At 66.5% G+C, this 18,912-nt stretch carries 25 protein-coding genes; 14 read left to right on the top strand and 11 right to left on the bottom strand.

The genetic code is table 11. The features are described 5' to 3' along the window. Positions 1-6 precede the first annotated feature (6 nt). The gene (locus tag ABD260_RS29160) at positions 7-348 is read right to left on the bottom strand and encodes an SH3 domain-containing protein (protein WP_344238558.1); all 342 of its coding nucleotides are present in this window, start codon (positions 346-348) and stop codon (positions 7-9) included. 113 nt (positions 349-461) lie between these two features. After that, the gene (locus ABD260_RS29155) at positions 462-803 is read right to left on the bottom strand and encodes a hypothetical protein (RefSeq protein ID WP_344238556.1); all 342 of its coding nucleotides are present in this window, start codon (positions 801-803) and stop codon (positions 462-464) included. A 370-nt stretch (positions 804-1,173) separates the two neighbouring features. Between ABD260_RS29155 and ABD260_RS29150 the strand changes: the two genes are divergently transcribed. From ABD260_RS29150 to ABD260_RS29135, 4 genes are all read left to right on the top strand, one after another. Further along, positions 1,174-1,887, top strand: coding sequence for an ABC transporter ATP-binding protein (locus ABD260_RS29150; RefSeq protein ID WP_344238554.1), 714 nt, complete (start codon positions 1,174-1,176; stop codon positions 1,885-1,887). Next, entirely contained in the window at positions 1,884-2,606 is a 723-nt protein-coding gene (locus tag ABD260_RS29145) for an ABC transporter permease (RefSeq protein WP_344238552.1), read from the top strand. The genes ABD260_RS29150 and ABD260_RS29145 overlap by 4 nt, the downstream gene beginning before the upstream one ends. Beyond that, positions 2,603-3,223 (top strand): hypothetical protein, encoded by a 621-nt coding sequence (locus ABD260_RS29140; RefSeq protein WP_344238551.1) that lies wholly within the window; start codon positions 2,603-2,605, stop codon positions 3,221-3,223. Before ABD260_RS29145 ends, ABD260_RS29140 begins: the two co-directional genes overlap by 4 nt. Positions 3,224-3,289: 66 nt before the next feature. Beyond that, entirely contained in the window at positions 3,290-4,336 is a 1,047-nt protein-coding gene (locus ABD260_RS29135; protein ID WP_344238549.1) for an aldo/keto reductase, read from the top strand. A 25-nt stretch (positions 4,337-4,361) separates the two neighbouring features. Here ABD260_RS29135 and ABD260_RS29130 read toward each other — a convergent pair whose 3' ends face one another. Then, positions 4,362-4,709 carry a GNAT family N-acetyltransferase gene (locus ABD260_RS29130; protein WP_344238548.1) on the bottom strand — a complete coding sequence of 116 codons (348 nt, stop codon included), beginning with the start codon at positions 4,707-4,709 and terminating at the stop codon, positions 4,362-4,364. A gap of 468 nt (positions 4,710-5,177) precedes the next feature. Between ABD260_RS29130 and ABD260_RS29125 the strand changes: the two genes are divergently transcribed. From ABD260_RS29125 to ABD260_RS29115, 3 genes are all read left to right on the top strand, one after another. After that, positions 5,178-5,732 (top strand): hypothetical protein, encoded by a 555-nt coding sequence (locus ABD260_RS29125; RefSeq protein ID WP_344238547.1) that lies wholly within the window; start codon positions 5,178-5,180, stop codon positions 5,730-5,732. A gap of 191 nt (positions 5,733-5,923) precedes the next feature. After that, entirely contained in the window at positions 5,924-7,663 is a 1,740-nt protein-coding gene (locus ABD260_RS29120) for a glycosyltransferase (RefSeq protein WP_344238546.1), read from the top strand. Positions 7,664-7,887: 224 nt separating this feature from the next. Continuing rightward, positions 7,888-8,313 carry a low affinity iron permease family protein gene (locus tag ABD260_RS29115; RefSeq protein WP_344238545.1) on the top strand — a complete coding sequence of 142 codons (426 nt, stop codon included), beginning with the start codon at positions 7,888-7,890 and terminating at the stop codon, positions 8,311-8,313. A 111-nt stretch (positions 8,314-8,424) separates the two neighbouring features. Here the strand turns inward: ABD260_RS29115 and ABD260_RS29110 are convergent, their stop codons facing one another. Further along, positions 8,425-9,228 (bottom strand): alcohol dehydrogenase catalytic domain-containing protein, encoded by an 804-nt coding sequence (locus tag ABD260_RS29110; protein ID WP_344238543.1) that lies wholly within the window; start codon positions 9,226-9,228, stop codon positions 8,425-8,427. 171 nt (positions 9,229-9,399) lie between these two features. Between ABD260_RS29110 and ABD260_RS29105 the strand changes: the two genes are divergently transcribed. Next, positions 9,400-9,957 carry a TetR/AcrR family transcriptional regulator gene (locus ABD260_RS29105; RefSeq protein ID WP_344238541.1) on the top strand — a complete coding sequence of 186 codons (558 nt, stop codon included), beginning with the start codon at positions 9,400-9,402 and terminating at the stop codon, positions 9,955-9,957. Positions 9,958-9,969: 12 nt separating this feature from the next. Here the strand turns inward: ABD260_RS29105 and ABD260_RS29100 are convergent, their stop codons facing one another. Together ABD260_RS29100 and def are read right to left on the bottom strand one after the other, a co-directional pair. Then, complete coding sequence (locus ABD260_RS29100) at positions 9,970-10,959, bottom strand: L-threonylcarbamoyladenylate synthase (RefSeq protein ID WP_344238539.1); 990 nt, start codon at positions 10,957-10,959, stop codon at positions 9,970-9,972. 104 nt (positions 10,960-11,063) lie between these two features. Further along, positions 11,064-11,687, bottom strand: coding sequence for a peptide deformylase (gene def / locus ABD260_RS29095; RefSeq protein ID WP_344238537.1), 624 nt, complete (start codon positions 11,685-11,687; stop codon positions 11,064-11,066). 58 nt (positions 11,688-11,745) lie between these two features. Between def and ABD260_RS29090 the strand changes: the two genes are divergently transcribed. Next, positions 11,746-12,222: a helix-turn-helix domain-containing protein gene (locus tag ABD260_RS29090; RefSeq protein WP_344238535.1), complete on the top strand. Its 477-nt coding sequence runs from the start codon at positions 11,746-11,748 to the stop codon at positions 12,220-12,222. 40 nt (positions 12,223-12,262) lie between these two features. Here ABD260_RS29090 and ABD260_RS29085 read toward each other — a convergent pair whose 3' ends face one another. The 3 genes from ABD260_RS29085 to ABD260_RS29075 all read right to left on the bottom strand — a co-directional run bounded on the left by ABD260_RS29085 (position 12,263) and on the right by ABD260_RS29075 (position 13,529). Beyond that, entirely contained in the window at positions 12,263-12,838 is a 576-nt protein-coding gene (locus tag ABD260_RS29085) for a hypothetical protein (RefSeq protein ID WP_344238533.1), read from the bottom strand. Between the two features lie 153 nt (positions 12,839-12,991). Then, entirely contained in the window at positions 12,992-13,324 is a 333-nt protein-coding gene (locus ABD260_RS29080; protein ID WP_344238531.1) for an LLM class oxidoreductase, read from the bottom strand. Between the two features lie 34 nt (positions 13,325-13,358). Further along, the gene (locus ABD260_RS29075; RefSeq protein ID WP_344238529.1) at positions 13,359-13,529 is read right to left on the bottom strand and encodes a hypothetical protein; all 171 of its coding nucleotides are present in this window, start codon (positions 13,527-13,529) and stop codon (positions 13,359-13,361) included. 178 nt (positions 13,530-13,707) lie between these two features. Here ABD260_RS29075 and ABD260_RS29070 point away from each other — a divergent pair, with 178 nt between their 5' ends. The 3 genes from ABD260_RS29070 to ABD260_RS29060 all read left to right on the top strand — a co-directional run bounded on the left by ABD260_RS29070 (position 13,708) and on the right by ABD260_RS29060 (position 15,973). Next, entirely contained in the window at positions 13,708-14,499 is a 792-nt protein-coding gene (locus tag ABD260_RS29070; RefSeq protein ID WP_344238527.1) for a ferritin-like domain-containing protein, read from the top strand. Between the two features lie 148 nt (positions 14,500-14,647). After that, the gene (locus tag ABD260_RS29065) at positions 14,648-15,313 is read left to right on the top strand and encodes a GAF and ANTAR domain-containing protein (protein WP_344238525.1); all 666 of its coding nucleotides are present in this window, start codon (positions 14,648-14,650) and stop codon (positions 15,311-15,313) included. A gap of 18 nt (positions 15,314-15,331) precedes the next feature. Further along, positions 15,332-15,973 (top strand): carbonic anhydrase, encoded by a 642-nt coding sequence (locus tag ABD260_RS29060; protein ID WP_344238523.1) that lies wholly within the window; start codon positions 15,332-15,334, stop codon positions 15,971-15,973. 57 nt (positions 15,974-16,030) lie between these two features. Here ABD260_RS29060 and ABD260_RS29055 read toward each other — a convergent pair whose 3' ends face one another. Next, on the bottom strand, positions 16,031-16,732 hold the full coding sequence (locus ABD260_RS29055; protein WP_344238521.1) for a GAF and ANTAR domain-containing protein: 702 nt from the start codon (positions 16,730-16,732) through the stop codon (positions 16,031-16,033). Positions 16,733-16,885: 153 nt separating this feature from the next. Between ABD260_RS29055 and ABD260_RS29050 the strand changes: the two genes are divergently transcribed. Both ABD260_RS29050 and ABD260_RS29045 read left to right on the top strand, forming a co-directional pair. Next, positions 16,886-17,056 carry a TetR family transcriptional regulator gene (locus ABD260_RS29050; protein WP_344238519.1) on the top strand — a complete coding sequence of 57 codons (171 nt, stop codon included), beginning with the start codon at positions 16,886-16,888 and terminating at the stop codon, positions 17,054-17,056. Between the two features lie 70 nt (positions 17,057-17,126). Further along, the gene (locus tag ABD260_RS29045; protein ID WP_344238517.1) at positions 17,127-17,456 is read left to right on the top strand and encodes an STAS domain-containing protein; all 330 of its coding nucleotides are present in this window, start codon (positions 17,127-17,129) and stop codon (positions 17,454-17,456) included. A gap of 338 nt (positions 17,457-17,794) precedes the next feature. On the opposite strand, the gene ABD260_RS29040 is transcribed toward ABD260_RS29045, so the two are convergent. After that, a complete protein-coding gene (locus ABD260_RS29040; protein ID WP_344238515.1) occupies positions 17,795-18,838 on the bottom strand; it encodes an NAD(P)-dependent alcohol dehydrogenase in 1,044 nt (347 codons plus the stop codon). Between the last annotated feature and the right edge of the window lie 74 nt (positions 18,839-18,912).

Here is an 18,912-nt window from a genome sequence, read left to right as displayed (position 1 = left end):
CGGTCGTCAGCTCGGGTCGACGAACTTCACGCAGCTGAACGGAACGTACCCGCTCTTGGTGCCGTACTTGATATGGGTCCACGTGTTGCCGGTGGACCCGCAGGCGGTCACATTCCCGCCCGCGAAGTTCCCCAGACAGTCCGCCCGGGCCCCCTTCGGAAAGGCACCAAGACTGTCGGAGCCCGCACTGGCCGTCTTCCGAATGTTCAACTTCTCTTCAGCAATCACCTGCCGCTTGGAACACCCAGCCCGCACCACCGTCGTACCAGCACTAGCCGGCACCACAACCGCAACCTGCCCCCCAACCAACCCAGCAACCAGCACAGCCCCAACCACAATCCGCTTCACTCACACTCTCCTTCGCGTCACCAATTAACGAACGAAAGCAGTCTAACTGTACAAAAGTTACCGCCAGATCACAGAAAGTAGTCGACTACTTGACCTGCGCGGATGGCCCTTGGTCAGGACAGCCAGCGCTGGTCGCCTCGGTGGACCTCCATCCGGCTTGGCTTCCAGAAGCCTCGGTTCGGGTGGACCTCCCAGTCACCGTCGAGCACAGCCGCGAGAAAGGCGTAGAGGTCGGACGCCGGCACGTCCTCGAAGACGTAGCCATCAACCATGACCCGCACATCGTCGAATCCGTCGCGGACAGACACGATGATCGGTTCGGTGTGATCGGCCGTCACGTAGAAGTCCGAGACTTCGGGAGCATGCGCGACAAGCTTCTCTTCCCACAGAAGACTCGGGCAGCCCCGCGACAGGCGCAGCAGATCCTCGAGCAATCCTTCACGCGTCAGCGCCATGGCCCGTACCGTACAGAGTCAACGCCCTTCTGGACGAGGGTATTTCAGGCTCTTGTGACCGATCCGTGGGTGGAAGGTCAGATAGTGGGTGCGGAGTAGTCGCGAGCGCGAGTATCTGTCGGCGCCTGCCCGGATCCCCCTCTCGTCTGCCAGCGAAGAAGCCACCTGGGACGGATATCCACTCCTGTTGTGGGTTCTCCACCGCTATACGAGTGGAGAACCCACAACACGAGTGGAGATCCGCCCGTCTTGTGCCGGGTTCTCCAGCCGCATACAACATCCAGCGCTGCGGGCACCTCGCCTGGTCGGACTCTGGGATGACGGACCTGGGGGTGATGTGGTTTGGGGTGGGGTCGGGTTGGGTTGGGGGATGCTTTCGATTCATGAGCTCTGTAAGCGGCGCGGGTCGCGGGAGATATTGTCCGGTCTCAGTTTTGAGGCGCGGCCGGGGCGGGTGACGGCGTTTCTTGGGCCGAACGGTGCGGGGAAGACCTCGACGTTGCGGATCCTGCTCGGGTTGGATTCGGCCACCTCGGGTACGGCGCTCGTCGACGGCGTACCGTTCGGCCAGCTGAAGGATCCACTGACAAAGGTCGGCGCGCTCCTCGACGGTTCTGGAGCGCATCGGTCCCGGACCGCGCGCGGGCACCTGCGCTGGATCGCCGCGGCCGGCGGGCTGCCCCCGTCCCGGGTCACGGAGGTGCTCGAAGTCGTCGGACTCACCAACGACGCCCGCCGCCGCGTACGGAGCTACTCGCTCGGCATGAGCCGCCGGCTCGGACTCGCCGCCGCGCTATTGGGCGACCCGGAGATCCTGATCCTCGACGAGCCGGTGAACGGCCTGGACCCCGAGGGCATCCGCTGGATCCGGACCTTCCTGCGCGATCGCGCCGCCACCGGCCGTACGGTGCTGCTGTCCAGCCACTTCCTGGGCGAGGTCGCCGAAACCGTCGATGACGTCGTGGTCATCCACCAAGGCAAAATAGTTGCCCAGGGCACATTACCGGAGGTCGTCGGCAAGCACGGCACCATCGAGAACGCGTACTTCGACCTCACCGGCGCGCCGCAAGGAGGTCTGCGGTGAAGCTGATCCACGCCGAACTGCTCAAGCTCGCGACGCTTCCGGCCGCCTGGATCGCGTCCGCGCTCGCCCTGATCCTGCCCGCCGGAGTGGCTGCCCTCAACGCCCGCAGTGACGTGCCCAGAGGTGTGGACGCCGGATTCCAGGACCTGGCCGCCGGAGTCATCGGGGCAGTCGTACTCGGGGTGGTCGCGGTCAGCAGCGAATACTTCGCGGAAGGCTCCGAGTCCGGCGGCGGGCGGCAGCTCACCACCAGCCTGACCGTGGCGGCGTCGCGGTCCCGGCTCCTGCTGGCGAAGGCGGCCGCATTGGCCATGACAGTCGGCCTGCTCGCACTCGTCAGCTCGGCCATCGCCCTGACCACAAGCTCCCTCACCGGAACCACGATCAGTACGGCGGAGCTCCCGCGAGTAGGCGGCGTCATCGCGTACTGGATCCTGACCGCCCTACTCGCCGCAAGCATCACGCTGGTCACCCGCAGCGGGATCATCCCGCTCACGTTCTTCATCGTGAACGCGTCCGTCGTCTCGGTCAGCTTCCTGCTGTCCAAGGTCACACGCTGGGCGAACTACCTGCCGGACCTGGCCGGGATGCGGATGTTCCTGCGCGATCTGCGTACCTCTTTCGAGATCGCTCCGGTGACCGGCGGCCTGGTGATGGGGCTGTGGGTCGTACTGGTTGCCGGGATCGGCGTCACTGTGTTCACCCGGCGCGACGCGTGACACCGCGCAGCGACGCCAAGGTGTCGGCGGACGCGCTCCGGGCCGAGCTTTTGAAGCTGTGCACGCTGCCGGCGATCGCGTACACCATCGCGGGAATCTGGGCGCTCACCGCACTGCTCACCATCGCTCTCGTCAACGCCGGCCAGGACGGTGGCGATGCGCTGTCCGGTCCAGTAGCGGCCGGGTTTGTCGTACTCGGTCTGCTTCCGATCACCTCGGAGTACCAAGGCGGTCAGATCCGTACGACGCTGACCGCCGTACCTCGAAGGATCACCGCGTACGGCGCCAAGGTGATCGCACTTCTGGTCATCACGCTCCCCGTCGCCGGTACGACAGTTGCCGTCACTGCTCTCATCGACGGAACCGCGGACGCGAGAGCGATCGGCTACCTGACCATCACGACCGTCATCGCGCACGCGACAGGCACCCTGATCCGGCGGACGGTTCCGGCATTGGTCGGCCTGCTCGCGTACTACTTCATCATCGGTCCGCTGCTGCAGGGCCGTACATCGGCCGCAAAGTACCTCCCGGACAGTACGAACTGGATGACACTTGCGGTCTGGGCGGCCGGCCTCACGGCGCTCGCAATCCTGGCCTTCCGCTCCAGGGACGCTTGACCTAGACAGCGCTCTAGCTTCTACAGTCCGGACTGGCACGCAGTACCACCGAGACCAGGAGACTTCATGCGCTATCGCACGCTGGGCGGGACCGGGATGGAGGTCAGCTCGCACTGCCTCGGGACGATGATGTTCGGCAGCGCGGGCAACGCCGACCACGAGGACAGCATCCGGATCATCCACGCCGCCCTGGACGCCGGGATCAACTTCGTCGACACCGCCGACATGTACTCCGCCGGTGAGTCCGAGGAGATCGTCGGGGCGGCGCTGAAGGGACGGCGAGACGACGTCATCCTCGCGACCAAGGGCCACTTCCCGCTGGACGACGGCAACGTCCGGAACCGGCGCGGCAACTCGCGGCGCTGGATCACCCGCGCGGTCGAGGACAGCCTGCGGCGGCTGGACACCGACTGGATCGATCTGTACCAAGTGCACCGGCCGGACCACACCACGGACCTCGAAGAAACGCTGTGGGTACTGAGCGATCTCGTCTCCGCCGGAAAGATCCGCGCCTTCGGGTGCTCGGCCTTCCCGGCGGAGGAACTGGTCGAGGCGTACCACGTGTCGGAGCGCCGCGGCTACGGCCGGTTCCGCACCAACCAACCGGTGTACTCGATGATCGCCCGCGGGATCGAACGCACCATCCTGCCGGTCTGCCACCGGCTCGGGATGGGCGTCCTGACGTACAGCCCGCTGGCCTTCGGGTTCCTGTCCGGCAAAATCCGCAAGGACCAGCCGGTCGATCTCAGTACCGGCCGGGCCGCGCTCTTTCCGGCGCGCTTCGACCCGTCGCTGCCGGGGAACGCCGCGAAGTACGACGCGGTCGAGCAACTGATCAAGGTGGCCGACGACCTCGACGTCACGTTGCCCGAGCTCGCGCTCGCCTTCGTCACCAGCCACCCGGCCGTCACCTCCGTCATCTCCGGCCCACGCACGATGGACCAGCTGACGGGCCTGCTCAAGGCCGCCGACCTGACCCTCGACGACAGCACCCTCGACCGCATCGACGAGATAGTGCCCCCAGGCACCGACCTCTACCAGGCCGTCTGGGCGCCCGATCCCCCCGCCCTGACCGACATCACCCAACGCCGCCGCCACCCTTCCGACCGCTAACTCCGCCGGCCTTTCACTCAACTGGTCAGTCGAATGTCAGGCGCATGACGGTTCTCGCACCGGCGTCGCGGACGGCGAGGAATCCACGCGTCTCGTACGAGGCACGGCGCCCCATCCAGCTGTCGTTCTCTTCGGCCCTGCGACTGGCTTGGGCATGCGGTGCGAGACTCGTCTTCGGGAACGCGTCCAGAGCGGCGGCGCCCTGCTCTCGCGCGTGGTCGATCGCGGCGTCCAGCAACGCGCTGGCTACTCCAGTTCCCCGGACATCACGATCGACGTAGAAACAGGTGACCGCGAAAATGTCCCGGTCGCCCGGAGTTGGCCCGTACTGCCGAGACCGTTCAAGCCTGCCGTGATCCGCCCGCGGCGCCACGGCGACGGCCTTTGCGCTCGAACAGTTTGACCAGGTCGTTCCAGCGATCAGCCGTGACAACCTGAATCTCCACCCCGGGTGCACATCCCGCGCCAGAGTCGTCGCTGCGAACGGTCACCGAGACCTCCTCAGTTGTCAGTCGACCGGCAACCAACATACGCAGCCCGTCAAGCCGAACTAGGCTGGGCGACCTCGGGAGAGCGTTGCGGCACTGGTGGATGCCAGCCAACAGGTGAAGGGTCCGGTGAAGCAGTGCCAGGCTTGGCGCAGAGTGAACTGATCGACGTGGTCCAGCGCGCGCTCGCTGACGACGAGGACATCGATGCTTTGTTGGTGACGGGCAGTATCGGGCGCGAGGCCGACGACGATCCAAACTCTTCAACCAGATCACCACCGGCTGGGTCCGGTACGACGTCACGGCAACGACCGAGAACCGATCGTCGGCAACTGGCTGAGCGAAGGAACCCGGTGACGAACTCGCGTGGGTCGGTTCGTACTGCGTCCTGGACGCTGTGCATGACCGCGCTGTTCTTCGTACTGACCGCGTGCGCCTCGACGCGGGCGGACCCGGATGAAGGAGATGCAATGGACCAGGCGCCCACGCGTTTCAGGATCGTGCCTGACGACTATCACGTACCGTACGCCGGAACCGCCGCGGACGGACGCAAGTTCTTCCTGAGCGACGAACTGTTCAGTCGAGACTCGTCCTACGTCGGGCTGTTCCTGTGGAAGGCCGACGGCACCTTCGACGAAGTGAAGGTCGACAAGGTCACTCGCCCCGCCGGGCTTCCCCCAGGTCAAGCAGCTTCAGCCAACGCGGACAAACTCGTAGCTGCCCGGCTGGCCGAGCTCGGCAAGTACGTCCTGGAACCGATCGATGTCGAACCCTTCACCAAGGAGATCGACAACATCACCTTCGGCTGGGAGGTCAGCCAGTACGAGGGCGAGTACTCCATCCACATCGAGCCCGGCGACTTCATCGCCTACTACGAACCCTGGGACGGACTCGGCTACGACACGTAGCACCTCGTACCCAGCGCTTCATTCGCCCCGCCCTTCCGACAGCGGCAGGTCGTGCACGTTCGAGCCCGACGTCTGCGCCCAGGCGGCGACGCGACCCGCGATCTCATCCGGCTGACTGATTTGACCCTGGTCGAAAGGTCACGCGGTGAGCTTTGCGGTGACTACGGTGCGCGGCGGAGGTGGCGGATCCCATGGTGGTGATCGATGTCTGTATCTGCATCCTGGCAGCCGTGCATGTGGTTGCGGCGGTTGTGCTGTCGGCGCGAGTGTTCGCCCGGGCCGGCGGCCTGCTCTGGGGTGACTACTCCCCCGCGGGCGTGGTGCTCTGGGCGAGCCTGCTGGGCTTGGTCGGGCTCGGCACCGTACGGGTCCTGATCGCGCTCGCGGGCTTCACCGGAAACGCGGTCACCGTCGTACTACTGTGGGTCGTCGTCGTACTCAGTGTGATCCGGACCGTGCCGGCCCTTGTCCAGCAGTACGAGGGATGGGATCCACTCATCCGGCGTCGCTGGCGAGTGTCGACCGAGCCACTGACCTCCTGGATACCGCCCGCGAACGCGCCGTTCGTGACCGTGCAGGTCCCCATCCACTCCGAGCCTCCGGAGATCGTCAAGGCGACCCTCGACCACCTCGCACAGTTGGACTATCCGGCGTACGAGGTGCTGGTGATCGACAACAACACCAGCGATCCGGCGCTGTGGGAGCCGGTGGAGCAGCACTGCCGCGCGCTCGGATCACGCTTCCGCTTCGTCCATGTCGAGGGGATCACCGGCGCGAAAGCCGGCGCCCTCAACTGGTCCCGGCGACTACTGGACCCGCGCACCGAACTGGTCGCGCTCGTGGACGCCGACTACCAGGTGACCGCACGCTGGCTGCGCGACACGGTCGGCCTCTTCGAGGACCCCTCGCTCGGGTTCGTCCAGTGTCCGCACGCCTACCGCGACTTCGAGCACTCCGGCTATCAACGGATGGCCAATGCGGCGTACCAGTGGGCACAAGCAACCGAGATGGTGTCGCGCAACGAGCATGGCGCCGGTATCACCGTGGGCACGATGTCCCTGATCCGGCTGACAGCTCTGGACGAGGCCGGCGGGTGGGCCGAGTGGTGCATGACGGAGGATTCCGAGTTCGCCATCAGAGTCCACGCCGCCGGTTGGCAGTCGAAGTTCCTCACCACGGTGTACGGGCGGGGCCTCATCCCGGAGACCTTCGAGGAACTCAAGAAGCAGCGCTACCGCTGGACGTACGGTCCCGGTCAGGAGTTCAAACGGCACTGGCGGCTGTTCGTCCCCGGACCCTGGCGGCGTCCGTCCAAGCTGACCGCGGCGCAACGCTGGCGCCACGGCAACTACGACCTGGTCATCCTGACCACCGGAGCGGGCGTACTGGCGCTGCCGATCAGCGGCGCACTGCTCGTCGCGATGGCGGTCTCGGGCACCGTACCGCCGGTGGTTCCGTCCGCGCTGATCGGCGTCCTCGCGATGCTGTTCGCCCGACGGTTGATGCGCTGGACGATCTATCGCACAGTCGTCGGCCTCGACAACCGAACCACCCTCGGTGGCCTGGTCGCCTTGCTCGCCGTCCGCCCAACCATGGCCGGTGCCGGTCTGGACGTCGTACTCGGCCGCCGCACGTCGTTCCAGCGGACCGACAAGTTCCGCCAGCAACCGAGCCTGCGACGAGCACTGACCAGCGCCAAAACCGAGGTCGTCCTCGCCCTCAGCTGCCTCACCGCCGCCGCACTCACCCCGTTCATCCTGCCGACAGCACCCACGACCTACCTGCTCTCCCTCACGTTCGCCTGGCTGGCCTACCTCCACGCCACCGCGCCCTACCTCGCCTACCGAGCCGAACACGACCTCCACCACCGCGACAACCACCACCCCGAGACCGATCACTTAACGCCAGCGATCCGATCGAACCCCAGGTGACATTGAACGCTGCGCAAACCCCACACTTCGGCCACCGGCCGGACAGGCCTCACTCCGGGCGATTGAGACCGCGCTCGAACTGGAGATCGCACCACGTCGATAGCAGGGGCGCTCGTCATGTTGCCTGGGGCGCTGTGTTCGGAATTCGGGCATGAAAGCGGGATTGCGGGGCACCGGCGGGGCAATCCCTGCGGCTGGTCAGGGCAGGTTCTTCGGAGGTTGTCGTGGCGAACACAGTTGCCGGTGCGGAGCAGTCCGCGCACATGCCGTCGGATGTCTCGACGTCCGATCTCGGCTTCTTCGACAAATTTGCGACCGTGGCGTCACGGTTCGCCTCCCGTGCGTGGTTCTTCGCGTTGTGCGTGCTGCTCGTACTGGTCTGGGTGCCGTCGTACTTTGTGATCAAGTCCGTCGACACCTGGCAGCTGATCATCAACACCGCCACCACGATCGTGACGTTCTTGCTGGTGGCGTTGTTACAGAACTCCCAGACCCGCGCCGACGAAGCGGTACAGGACAAACTCAACGCTGTCGCGGGCGGTCTGGCCGCCCTGATGGAGCACAGCGGTGGCGGCTCCGACGGCCTGGGCGACGCGACCCGCGAACTACGCAAAGCAGTCGGCCTGGAAGACCACGAAAGCTCCGATTGAGGCGCCGCGCCAAGCAGGAAGGCCGTGCGGCACAGTTGAGCCAGACCAGCGGAGGAGGTCTGAGCGGAGGTGCGCAGCTGCCTCTCAGCCCTGCGGTGCCCCTGAACTTCGTCAGAGGTCGATGACGATCTTGCCCTGTACGTGCCGGCCGGCCTGGAGCTCGACGGCGGTGCGGATCTGGTCGACCGGGTAGCCGGCCGCGATCGGCACCCGGAGCTTGCCTGCGGCAACCAGGCCGGCGATTTCGTCGAGCGCGGCGTACGGTGCGTTGGCACCATTCGCCGGCGTGATTCCGTCGACCTGGGCGGCGATGGTGGTGATGCGTTCGTCGGGTACGCCGAGTTCGCGAGCTGTCTGCGCCGTGTCTGTCCCGTGCAGGTCCATGACCGCAGTGACACCGGCGGGAGCCAGCTCACGTACGCGGTCGCCACCGACGAGCACCGTGTCACCCGGACCTGGTTTGACCACGGCCACAGCAGCGGCCGCCGTACGCCCCGCAATGGCAAGAGTGGCGGCGGTTCGGTCGTCAACACCGGACGGCGTACGGTGCGCTTCGCCGCCGACCGCGATAGTTCCCGCCTCGTCCACGACCACATAGTCGGCGACCGCACGAGACAGCACCCCTCCGAACACCCGATCACCGACCGCGTACGCGCTCACGCCCTCGCCGACCTGATCCACGACTCCCGAATAGTCCGTGCCGAACCCACACGGCAGGCTCAAGCCGAATCGCGCGGCGGTCTCCGCGTCAGTGGTCATGAACCAGTCCATCGGGTTCAGGCCGGCCGCGGCGACCCGTACGCGGAGCTGCCCCGGACCGGCCTGGGGCACGGGAACGTCGCGGACCCGCAAGACTTCCGGCCCGCCGAACACCTCGAACTGCACCGCCCGCCCGGTGGTTTCCGGCGTGGTCATGCTCGGTTCATTCATACGCGTACGTCTCCGGTCGCGGCTCGCCAGGTTAAACGGATTATGCTCCGTTTCGACACCCAATCTAGCATAAGTGGAGCGTGATCCGTTTTGACTGCCGCAGAACGGCGCCGGCCGAGGGCGGACGCGACGCGTAACCGCGAACAACTCCTGGCCGTGGCCACGCGCATGTTCGCCGCAGCCGAGACCGAACCGTCGATGCGCGCGATCGCCAACGAAGCCGGCGTCGGCATCGCCACTCTCTACCGGCACTTCCCCACCCGCGAGTCACTCGTCGACGCGGTCTACCAGGACCAGGTCTCGCGACTCACCGCCGGCACCTGTGAGCTACTCGCAGAGCTCGACCCGCCCGCCGCCCTGCGCCGCTGGATGGACCTGTTCGGTGCCTGGATCGCGACCAAGAACGGGATGCTCAACACACTGCTCGCCATGATCGAGTCAGGCGAGATCGCCCACGCCCACACCAGGACCGAGTTGCTCGGCGCCATCGACGACCTCCTCGAGGCCGGCCGTACGAGCGGCCAGCTCCGCACCGACGTCTCCGCCGAAGACATCGCCGCCGCCCTGATCGGCATCTTCACTGTCGCCAATTCGCCCCAGCACGAAGCAATGGCAACCCGCCTGCTGAACCTCCTCATGGACGGCCTCCGCCCCTGCACCTGCGGCCAACCGACGGCGGCCGAGTGCGGGTCGGCACGCAAACTCGACCAGTAGGTAAAGGGAGGATCAGTTGCTGGGGTGATCCTCCATGCGTGGACCGGCTGCCCGACGCAGCCGGTTGGCGATCGCGAGACCCAGCCCTTCCTCCGCAGGCAAGGACGCCACCACAAGATCGCATCCTTGCTTGTCGAACTCGCGAAGATAGCCGAACAGCCCGCGTGCGTACGCCTCCATCGAGTCCGGCACCGGAACAACAGCCTGCGCCTTCACCGTCGTACCGGCCAAGGCGGCTGGAAGGAGTACGCCGACCCGGTGCCCCAACTCCTGGGCGAGCTCGGCCTCGGCGACAACCTTCTCGGGGTCGACCAGTACGACCCGTGCTCGCGGCGCATAGTGCGACGGATGCTGGCCCGGTACGCGGACATCGCTTGTCGACGGGACCGGTACCGCGCGACCCAACACAGCCTCGATGGCTTCACGCGTCACCCCGCCCGGCCGGAGGATCGTCAACTCCTCAGTACTGGCATCCACGATCGTCGACTCGACGCCGACGTCACAGCGACCACCGTCCAGTACCAGATCGACGGCGTCACCGAGCTCCGCCCGGACGTCATCCGCAGTCGTCGGGCTCACCGCGCCGAACCGGTTCGCCGAAGGTGCCACCACCCCACCGCCGAACTCCGTCAGCATCGCCAGCGCGACCGGATGCGCCGGCACCCGCACCGCCACCGTCTCCAACCCACCGGTCGCTTCGAGCGGAACCCGCCGGCTCCGCCGCAGTACGAGCGTGAGCGGCCCCGGCCAGAGACGCTCCGCGAGCTGCTGAGCGGACGCTGGTACCGCGTCAACCCACTGATCCAGCTGCGCGGCGTCGGACAGATGAACGATCAGCGGGTGCGACGGCGGACGGCCCTTCACCTGAAAGACGCGCTTGACCGCCGCCGGGTCCTCCGCATTCGCGCCCAAACCGTAAACAGTCTCGGTCGGAAAGGCCACCAGCTCACCGGAGCGCAACACCCCGGCCGCCTGCACGATCTCACTGGTATCTACCGTCACGGATCCCAATGTTCTCACCCAGCCGCGCCCGAGCCCGCGCCGGGCTGTCTACCCGCGGAGCCGCCCCAGCGACCACGCAGAACGTCGACCACCAACGCTGCCGGCTACTTGCCGAGCTCGCGTTGCCGAGCTTCCCGTCGCGCGAAGACAGTGTTGCGAGCCGACGCCGACTGCAACAGCGCACGCTCCCTTGCGCTCGGCGGGAGCCCATCGACGTACACGGTCCCATCGAGGTGCTGGGTTTCATGAACCAGGCAGCGAGCCAGGTACCCGGATGCCTCGACCTGAAGCGGCCGCGCCTCAAGGTCCACGCCCCGGAGAACCACACGCCCGGGGCGGGCGACCTGCTCAGTCGCACCAGGCACCGACAGACACCCCTCGCCACCGCTCTGATCACCGACAATGCCCGCCAGCGACTCGATCCGCGGATTGAACACGTGACCCAGATGCCGGTCCCCGTTTTCATCGGTGAGGTCGTAGACGAACAATCGCGCATCGACATCGACCTGATTCGCCGCCAGTCCACAGCCCTCGGCGATCCACATCGTGGCGAACATGTCGTCGATGAGCGCGGCCCACCGATCAGCCCCGAACTCGCGCACCGTCCGGCAAGGACGATGCAGGATCGCCTCGCCGTACTCGGTGATCCGCCGCGGTGAACCGCGGAGGACCTCGTCGGTCAGTTCGGGCAGCCGCCGCACCGAGCGGCCCTGGATGAACGTCGCCATGCAAAGAACCTACTTTGCAAAGAGATCACTTTGCAAAGTAGGTGGTTATGCTCTGAACATGCCTGACCAGCGTGGGACCTCCAGCAAGCGGGACTCCGGCTACGGTCACTCGCTGCGCAACGCGCTACTGACCCTCATCGATCGTGACGGGACGACAACCTCGACCCTCGCGGCACGAGAACTCGGCGAGAGCACCGGGACCTGCTCCTTTCACCTGCGACGGCTCGAAGAGTTCGGGCTGATCGAACCCGTCCCCGAGACCCCCGGACGGGCGAAGCCCTGGCGGCGAGTTGCGGCCACCCAGGCGAACCTGAACCGCGAACTGGAGGACGTCGCGTACGCCACCTGGCTGGCTGAACGGCATTCCGACGGCGAGGACTTCGCCTTCAGCGAGGTGCTCGCCTTGACCGAAGGCCAGCTGACAGAACTCCGCGCCCGCCTGCGCCGCGTACTCCGCGACTTCACCGGCACCCAGCCATCGCCTCAAACCACGGCAACCGCGGTCGTCATCCGCGCGTTTCCTCTCCGCGGGTAGGAGATCTCGCCGCGAAGGCGTACCAGCGAATCTTGAGGTCCTATTCGCGGTCGGTCAGGAAGCGGTGCGGGTCGCTGCCCGCGCTGGCGGATGAGGCCAGCCAGGCTTGCAAGCCGTTCGGGTCGCGGCGCTCCAGTTCGTCCAGACAGTGCTGCCGCGCCATCACTACCCGGAGGCGCGCGTTGCTCGTCGACGCGCGGGCCAGCTGCTCATAGCTGTCCGACCACTGCTGGCACAGCTCTTGCGTACTGACCGCTGCCAGCTGTGGGCGTACGCGCCCGAAGCGGGCCAGGTACCAGTGAATCGCCGGCGGCGAGGTCGCGAGCACGAGACCGACCAGGACGAGAGCGCCAGACCCGAGCAACCCGATCAGGACGATCGTCGCGACCGTCACCAGATAGCCGGTAGCCGTCAACTTCAGCACACGCAGGCGACGAGCTCGCGGGCTTTCGGAAGTTGCCCCGTCGGTCGCGACGACCAGCATCAGTCCGAACGGTACGGCCGCGAAGGCAAGAATCGCCCAAACCGCGACCGACAGCTCCAGCACCGCGGCCGCCAACGATGGCAGGAAGAGTCCACCGGCGACCGCGCCCCAGATCCAGCGATAGGTACGCATCCCGGATCACCCGCGCTCGATGGTGTCGTGCTCCCGACCTGCCGTGAATACCGCACAGGACCGGCCGTACTCGTACACCTCACGCGCCGCCATCGGCTCCTCCCAACTCGATCGTCCCGCGTCGGTGCCCACGGCGTACGCGCGTATGCAGGGTCACAGGTCACGCAATGCCGGGCCCAGTTCCTTGGCAAAGAAGTCGAAGAATCCGTCGGGGTCGGGGCCGGCGTTGATCAGGGCCAAGTGGTCGTAGCTGGCATCGGCGAACGGGCGGGCTAGCTCCAGATGCCGCTCGACGTCCGGACCGCACGCGAACTCTTCGCGAAGATGTGCGGGCGTCACCAACTCGGTCGCGGCGTCGAAGTTCACCGGGTTCGGCAGCTCGGCCTGGACTTTCCAGCCGGACAGCGCGAATCGGAAGAGCCGTCGCGTGCCTGGCGAATCGCCTTCGCGCGGGAACGGCTGCGGGGCGGGTGCGCCGTGCGGCACATCCCGCCCCGCTCACTCAGGACGGTTCAGTCGATCAGTTGAAGATGCCGAGCAGGCCGTGGTGCCAGCCGCCGTGGCCGCCGCTCCAGCGGGAGCTGATCTCGACGTACAGGCCGATCACGATGTTCAGACCGCTGTGGTACATGGTGTTCCCTTCGTTGACGTGTACGGCGTCGCGCATCCGCCTCTGCCGAGCAACGGACACCTGACCGATCCGCCAGGGTTCCGCTGCCTCGTTGATTCTTCGGAGCCATCCGCACCACGGATGGGTACTAATAGGTGATGGCGGCAACAACCTCTGCGGAGCCCACGTAGACGCCACCCTCGGCCTACAGACCCTCTTCGCAACCCATCCTTCGGGACATCGGCGCCGAATACCGAGTATGAGCTTCGATGTAGCGACGTACGCGACCACGGCGCAACGGCTCCAGTGGGACGACCTCGACCTGGACGCCTTCCGTCACGATCGGCTGTCGGACGGCGCACTCAGCTGCCTTCGCTACATGAGCGACGTCGAGACGCACACGGTCTGCTACCTGCGCGACCTCCTGGTGACGCCGTCGCACACAGATCCAGAGATCACGACATTCCTGACGATGTGGAACTACGAGGAGTACTGGCACGGCGAAGTACTCGACCAGGTACTCGAGCTCCACGACATCCCGACCGGACCCGAGCACACCCGGGCGATGCGCAAACGCCTCGGCTGGCGCGACCGCGTCTCACCGATCGTCCAATCCCTGCTGGCCAACGCGATCGGCCCCGACTTCGTCGCCACCCACATGGCCTGGGGCGCCATCAACGAATGGTGTACGCACGCCGGCTACTCGCGCTTCGTCGCCGTCGAACAGCATCCATTGCTCACCGAGCTCCTGCACCGGATCGCCAAACAGGAAACCCGTCACATCGCCTTCTACAACAGCCAAGCCAGACAACGACTCGAACACAGCACCCGCGCCCAGCACATCACCCGCTTCGCACTCCAGCACAAGTGGGGCATCGTCGGCTCCACAGTCATGCCCGAGGACGACGTACGCCACCTGCTCACCTACCTCTTCGGCGGCCCCGACGGCCGCACCGCAGCCCAGCGAATCGACGCCAAGATCGACACCCTCCCCGGCCAATCCGGCCTCCACCTCGTCGAACACCAACTCGACACGTACGACATCGCGTAAGCACCTACACCGGCGGCCGTAAGAAGGTCGTGCGGCTCCACAGGCAAGTTCCTTCGCATCCTGTCCTTCGGGATCCTTCGGGTGTACGGCGGGCCGGTGTGGGCACCGGTCGCAGCGTGGTGCTTCAGCCTTGATGGAGGGAGCCGACGTGGATCGCGCGGCGGTACTGAGGCGGCTCGGGAAACTCGTCGCCGCCAGTCAGGGCTCTCCGCGGTTCGCCGACCGTGTCTGTGCGGCCAGTGAAGAACTGGTCGGGGGTCAGGGCAGTTCGATCAACGTCAGCACCGACGACCCCGGCCGCCGGATGACCGTGGTCAGCACCGATGAGGTCGCTGCCCGGTTGGAAAGCCTGCAGGACGTGCTCGGCGAAGGCCCGGCCTGGGACGCGTACCGATGGGACGAGCCGGTGATCGCCGACCTCACCGATGACCTCGGTCGGCGGTGGCCCGAGTTCACCAGGTCAGCGATCGCAGCCACAGGTCCGATCAGACTGCACTGCTTTCCGATGCACCCCGCCGGTCGCCCGTTCGGCGTTTACAGCGTGTACGCCTATGGCGAGCTGCGCGAAGGCGGTGACGTAGTGCAGTTCATGGCCGACACGGTCGGCGCCGTCCTGCTGCGCGACGCCTCGGACCTCCCCCTCGACGATCGGTCGGCGCTGTACCAGGCGACCGGCATGACGGCCGTACAGCTGGGCGCCTCGGTCGAGGACGCACTCGCGATGCTGCGCGCCCACGCCTTCGCGCAGGACGCGACCCTGAACGAGATCGCGGAGCAGGTCGTCGACCGGCAGATCGACTTCCGGGATTCCTGACCCGCTTAAACTGCGGCCATGGCCGAGATCGACAGTCCAACCCCACAAGAAGCATTCGAGCTGCTGCTGACGGGCAACCGGCGATTCGTGACAGGTACGCCCGAACACCCCAACCAGGACGCGAGCCGGCGCGCGGAGATCGCACCTGTCCAGCATCCATTCGCTGTCCTGTTCGGGTGCTCCGACTCGCGGCTGGCAGCTGAGATCATCTTCGATCGCGGACTGGGCGACCTGTTCGTCGTACGCACCGCCGGCCAGGTCATCGGCTCCGAGGTACTCGGCAGCATCGAGTACGGCGTAGACCTGCTGAACTGCCCACTGGTGATTGTCCTCGGCCACGACTCATGCGGCGCCGTCGCGGCCGCCTGCTCCGCGGTGGAGCACGGGCTACCGCCCTCCGGATACGTACGCGACGTTGTCGAGCGGGTGACGCCGAGCGTCCTCGCGGCCCGCGCCGCCGGCCATGTCGAGCCGGACGACATCCTCGTCGAGCACGTCAAACACACCGTCGACCTACTCCTGGACCGCTCAAAGGTACTCGCCGAACGCGTCGCTGCCGGGCAAGCCGCGGTGGTCGGCCTTCGCTACCGCTTGGCCGACGGGCGGGCCCAGATAGTGGCAACCCGAGGCCTGGACGTCACCGCCAACGCCGCGATCTGACCGACCCACTCGGCCCCCGTCTCCGGCCCCGTCGCTCGGCGACCGCGACGATGGCGGTCATTGGTCGAGGACTCTTGAGCCCGGCAGCCTGCGGGTGTCGATCAGCTCCTGCGCGACATCCCGCAGCTTCCGGTTGTTGTCCTGGGAATATCGCTTGAGCACTTCGAACGCGCGATCGCCGTCGAGGCCGTACCGCTCCATCAGAATGCCCATCGCCTGCCCGATCAGCTTGCGCGCATCGACCGCCCGGGACAGGTTTTCGTCCCGCAACGCGGTACCGACAGCGACGGTGGCGTGCCGAGCGAGGATGTGCGCCACCGCGATGTCTCCCTCGTCGAATCCGCCCGACTCCTCGCGGTAAAAGCTCAGCACCGCGCCAGGACGCCCGCTGACGAGTAGCGGCAGATGCAGCGCGCTCTGAATCCCCAGGGCCGCGATCTGCTTCATCCAGCTCGGAGACCAGCGGGTCTCCGCATCTACCTGCGGAATCGACACCGCCTCGCCCGTCCGGATCGCCGTCATTACCGGGCCTTCCCCACTCTCGAACTGCACCCGAAACAGCTCAGAAAGCTTCGGATTCGTCATCGCCAGTACTTCGGCGTGCCCGTCGGTGCCGATCAGAGCGGCCGCGGCATGGTCACACCCAACAGCCTGGCACGCGAACTCCACGACCGCCTCGATGGTTTCTTCCAAACCATCCACATCGTGCAACTCAACAGCCAGCCGAGCGAAGACCTCCGCAATGGACTCCTCGGACACACGCGCCCCTCTCGCTCAGCACCGGACAAGTCCCATCGTCCACCCGTTCATAACCGTACGCATTCATCGCGTACCGGGCAGCCTCCGTCGTGACGTGGCAGCGATCACCTTCCGGCGATCACTCGCTCAGTAGCGCCCAGCCGCATCGACGAGGTGATCGCGAAGTCCGGCGTCGCAAAAGCGACCTTCTACCGGCAGTTCCCGTCCAAGGGCGACCTGATGCTCGCGTTCCTCGTACGCCGCGAGGCAACAGGCGACGAGTCCCAAACCCGTCAGGACACCCCGGAGGCGGAAGAGCTTCCGGGTAAGGCGGCCGATCTATGATCGTGGAATCGGCATGACTCGGCCGGGTCGAAGGTGAGTCTCAGCCGCTGCGACCGGAGGGCACAGACAGTTGTCGACGGATGGAACCGGTGATGGCCCCAACGGCGCGGCTTCATGGGTCAGCCTCGAAGCCGCGGACGGATCCGCCCGGGTCACGGTCCACGGTGCACTGACCAGCGGTTCCGCGATCGCTGCCCGAGAACGGCTGCTGGAAGCGTTCGAACTCGCGACCGACGTGGTGGTACTGGACCTCGAGGCCGTGCACGCCATCGCCGACGACGCCGACCTGCCACACCTGATCGACGTGGCCCAACGACGCTCATGGACGGCCCGATGCCGCCTCGTCGTCACCGCCAGCGACCCCGAGATCCAGCACGTCCTACGAGCCTCGGGCCTGTGAAGACCCGGACACCAGCCACCGCACCCCAGGGCTCGTCCGCCTATCGACACATACACCCATCACACCGAGCGGCACCCACACACCACGATCACGCCGGCCGTAGACGAGGCCGTCGACCGCCTCGTACGGATCATCGGTGCCTACGACGAGAAGACGGCCAACTGGATCGCCCTCCTCGTCCAGGCGTGTGATGCCATCGCCGCACTGATCGCGAACACCCTCGCAGGCCGCACCGAACCGCCGGTACCCAAGACCCGACGGATCGCCCCAAACGGCGACACCGTAGAGGCAGACCTGACCGAGACGCCCTCGACCGACACACCCTGCGACAGGTTCGCCTACCTGTCGAGGTCGGACAGGTCCAGGACGAGCCGGTACCGAACGTCGCCGGCCGCAAGGCGGTTCAGGGCGGTTTCGATCTCGCTTGAGGGGAGGGTTTCGACATCAGCCGTGATGCCATGCTCGGCGCAGAACTCGAGCAGTTCCACGGTTCGGCGCAGTCCCGCGGTGCCGGATGAGGTGAGCTTCTTTCGGCCGGCGCCCAGCTCCCAGAGCTTCGGCCCGGTCAGCAGGGGGTTTCCGAGGACGCACAGGGTCCCGTCGAGGTCCAGCATGCTGAGCAGTGGTGAGAGCTCATGGTCGGCCGCGATGGTGTCGATGATGAAATCGAACCGGCCCCGGGCGGCGGCGACCTGGGCCTCGTCGGTGGTCACGAGCAGTCCGCTCGCCCCGAGCTTCCGAGCGTCCTGTTCTTTGGCCGTGCTGCGGCTCAGGACGGTGACCTCGGCTCCCAGCGCGGTCGCGAGCTTGACCGCGAGGTGACCCAGCCCACCGAGGCCGGCGACAGCTACGCGGCTGCCCGGTCCGGCACCGGCGGCGCGCAGCGGCTCCCAGACACTCGCACCGGCGCACATGAGCGGTGCCGCGGCGGCCGGGTCGAGTGCGTCAGGCAGGTGGAAGGCGAATTTCTCGCGCAGGACGTACTCGCGGCTGTAGGCGCCCTTGGTCGGGGTGCCGTCGATGCGGTCGGTGCCGCCGTAGGTGGTGGTCGGGCGGTTGTAGCAGTAGTTCTCCTGTCCGGCCAGGCACATGGCGCATTCGCCGCACGAGTCGATGATCGTGCCGATGGCGACCCGATCGCCCACGGCGAAGCCGGTGACGGCCGGACCGATGGCGACGACCATGCCGGTCGCTTCGTGGCCGGGGACGAGGTTCTTCTCGCCGAGCAGGCCGTGGATGCGGTGCAGGTCGCTGTGGCAGACGCCGCAGTAGTCGACCCGCACGGCGAGGTCGTCGGGGCGCAGGTCACGCCGCTCGATGGTGACGCGGGTCAGTACGTTGCTGGTCGGGGCAAGGCTCTGCCAACCGGTCGTGGTCCTCATGATCAGGTCCTCCTGGTGAAAACGGAATCTGAATTCACTTTAGCATGAACCGGAATCAAGATTCCGTTTTGGTA

It is taken from the genome of Kribbella hippodromi (assembly GCF_039531045.1).
Taxonomy (GTDB): Bacteria; Actinomycetota; Actinomycetes; order Propionibacteriales; family Kribbellaceae; genus Kribbella; species Kribbella hippodromi.
Note: the sequence above shows the minus strand (reverse complement) of the source record. Positions and strands in the feature narration are given on the sequence as shown.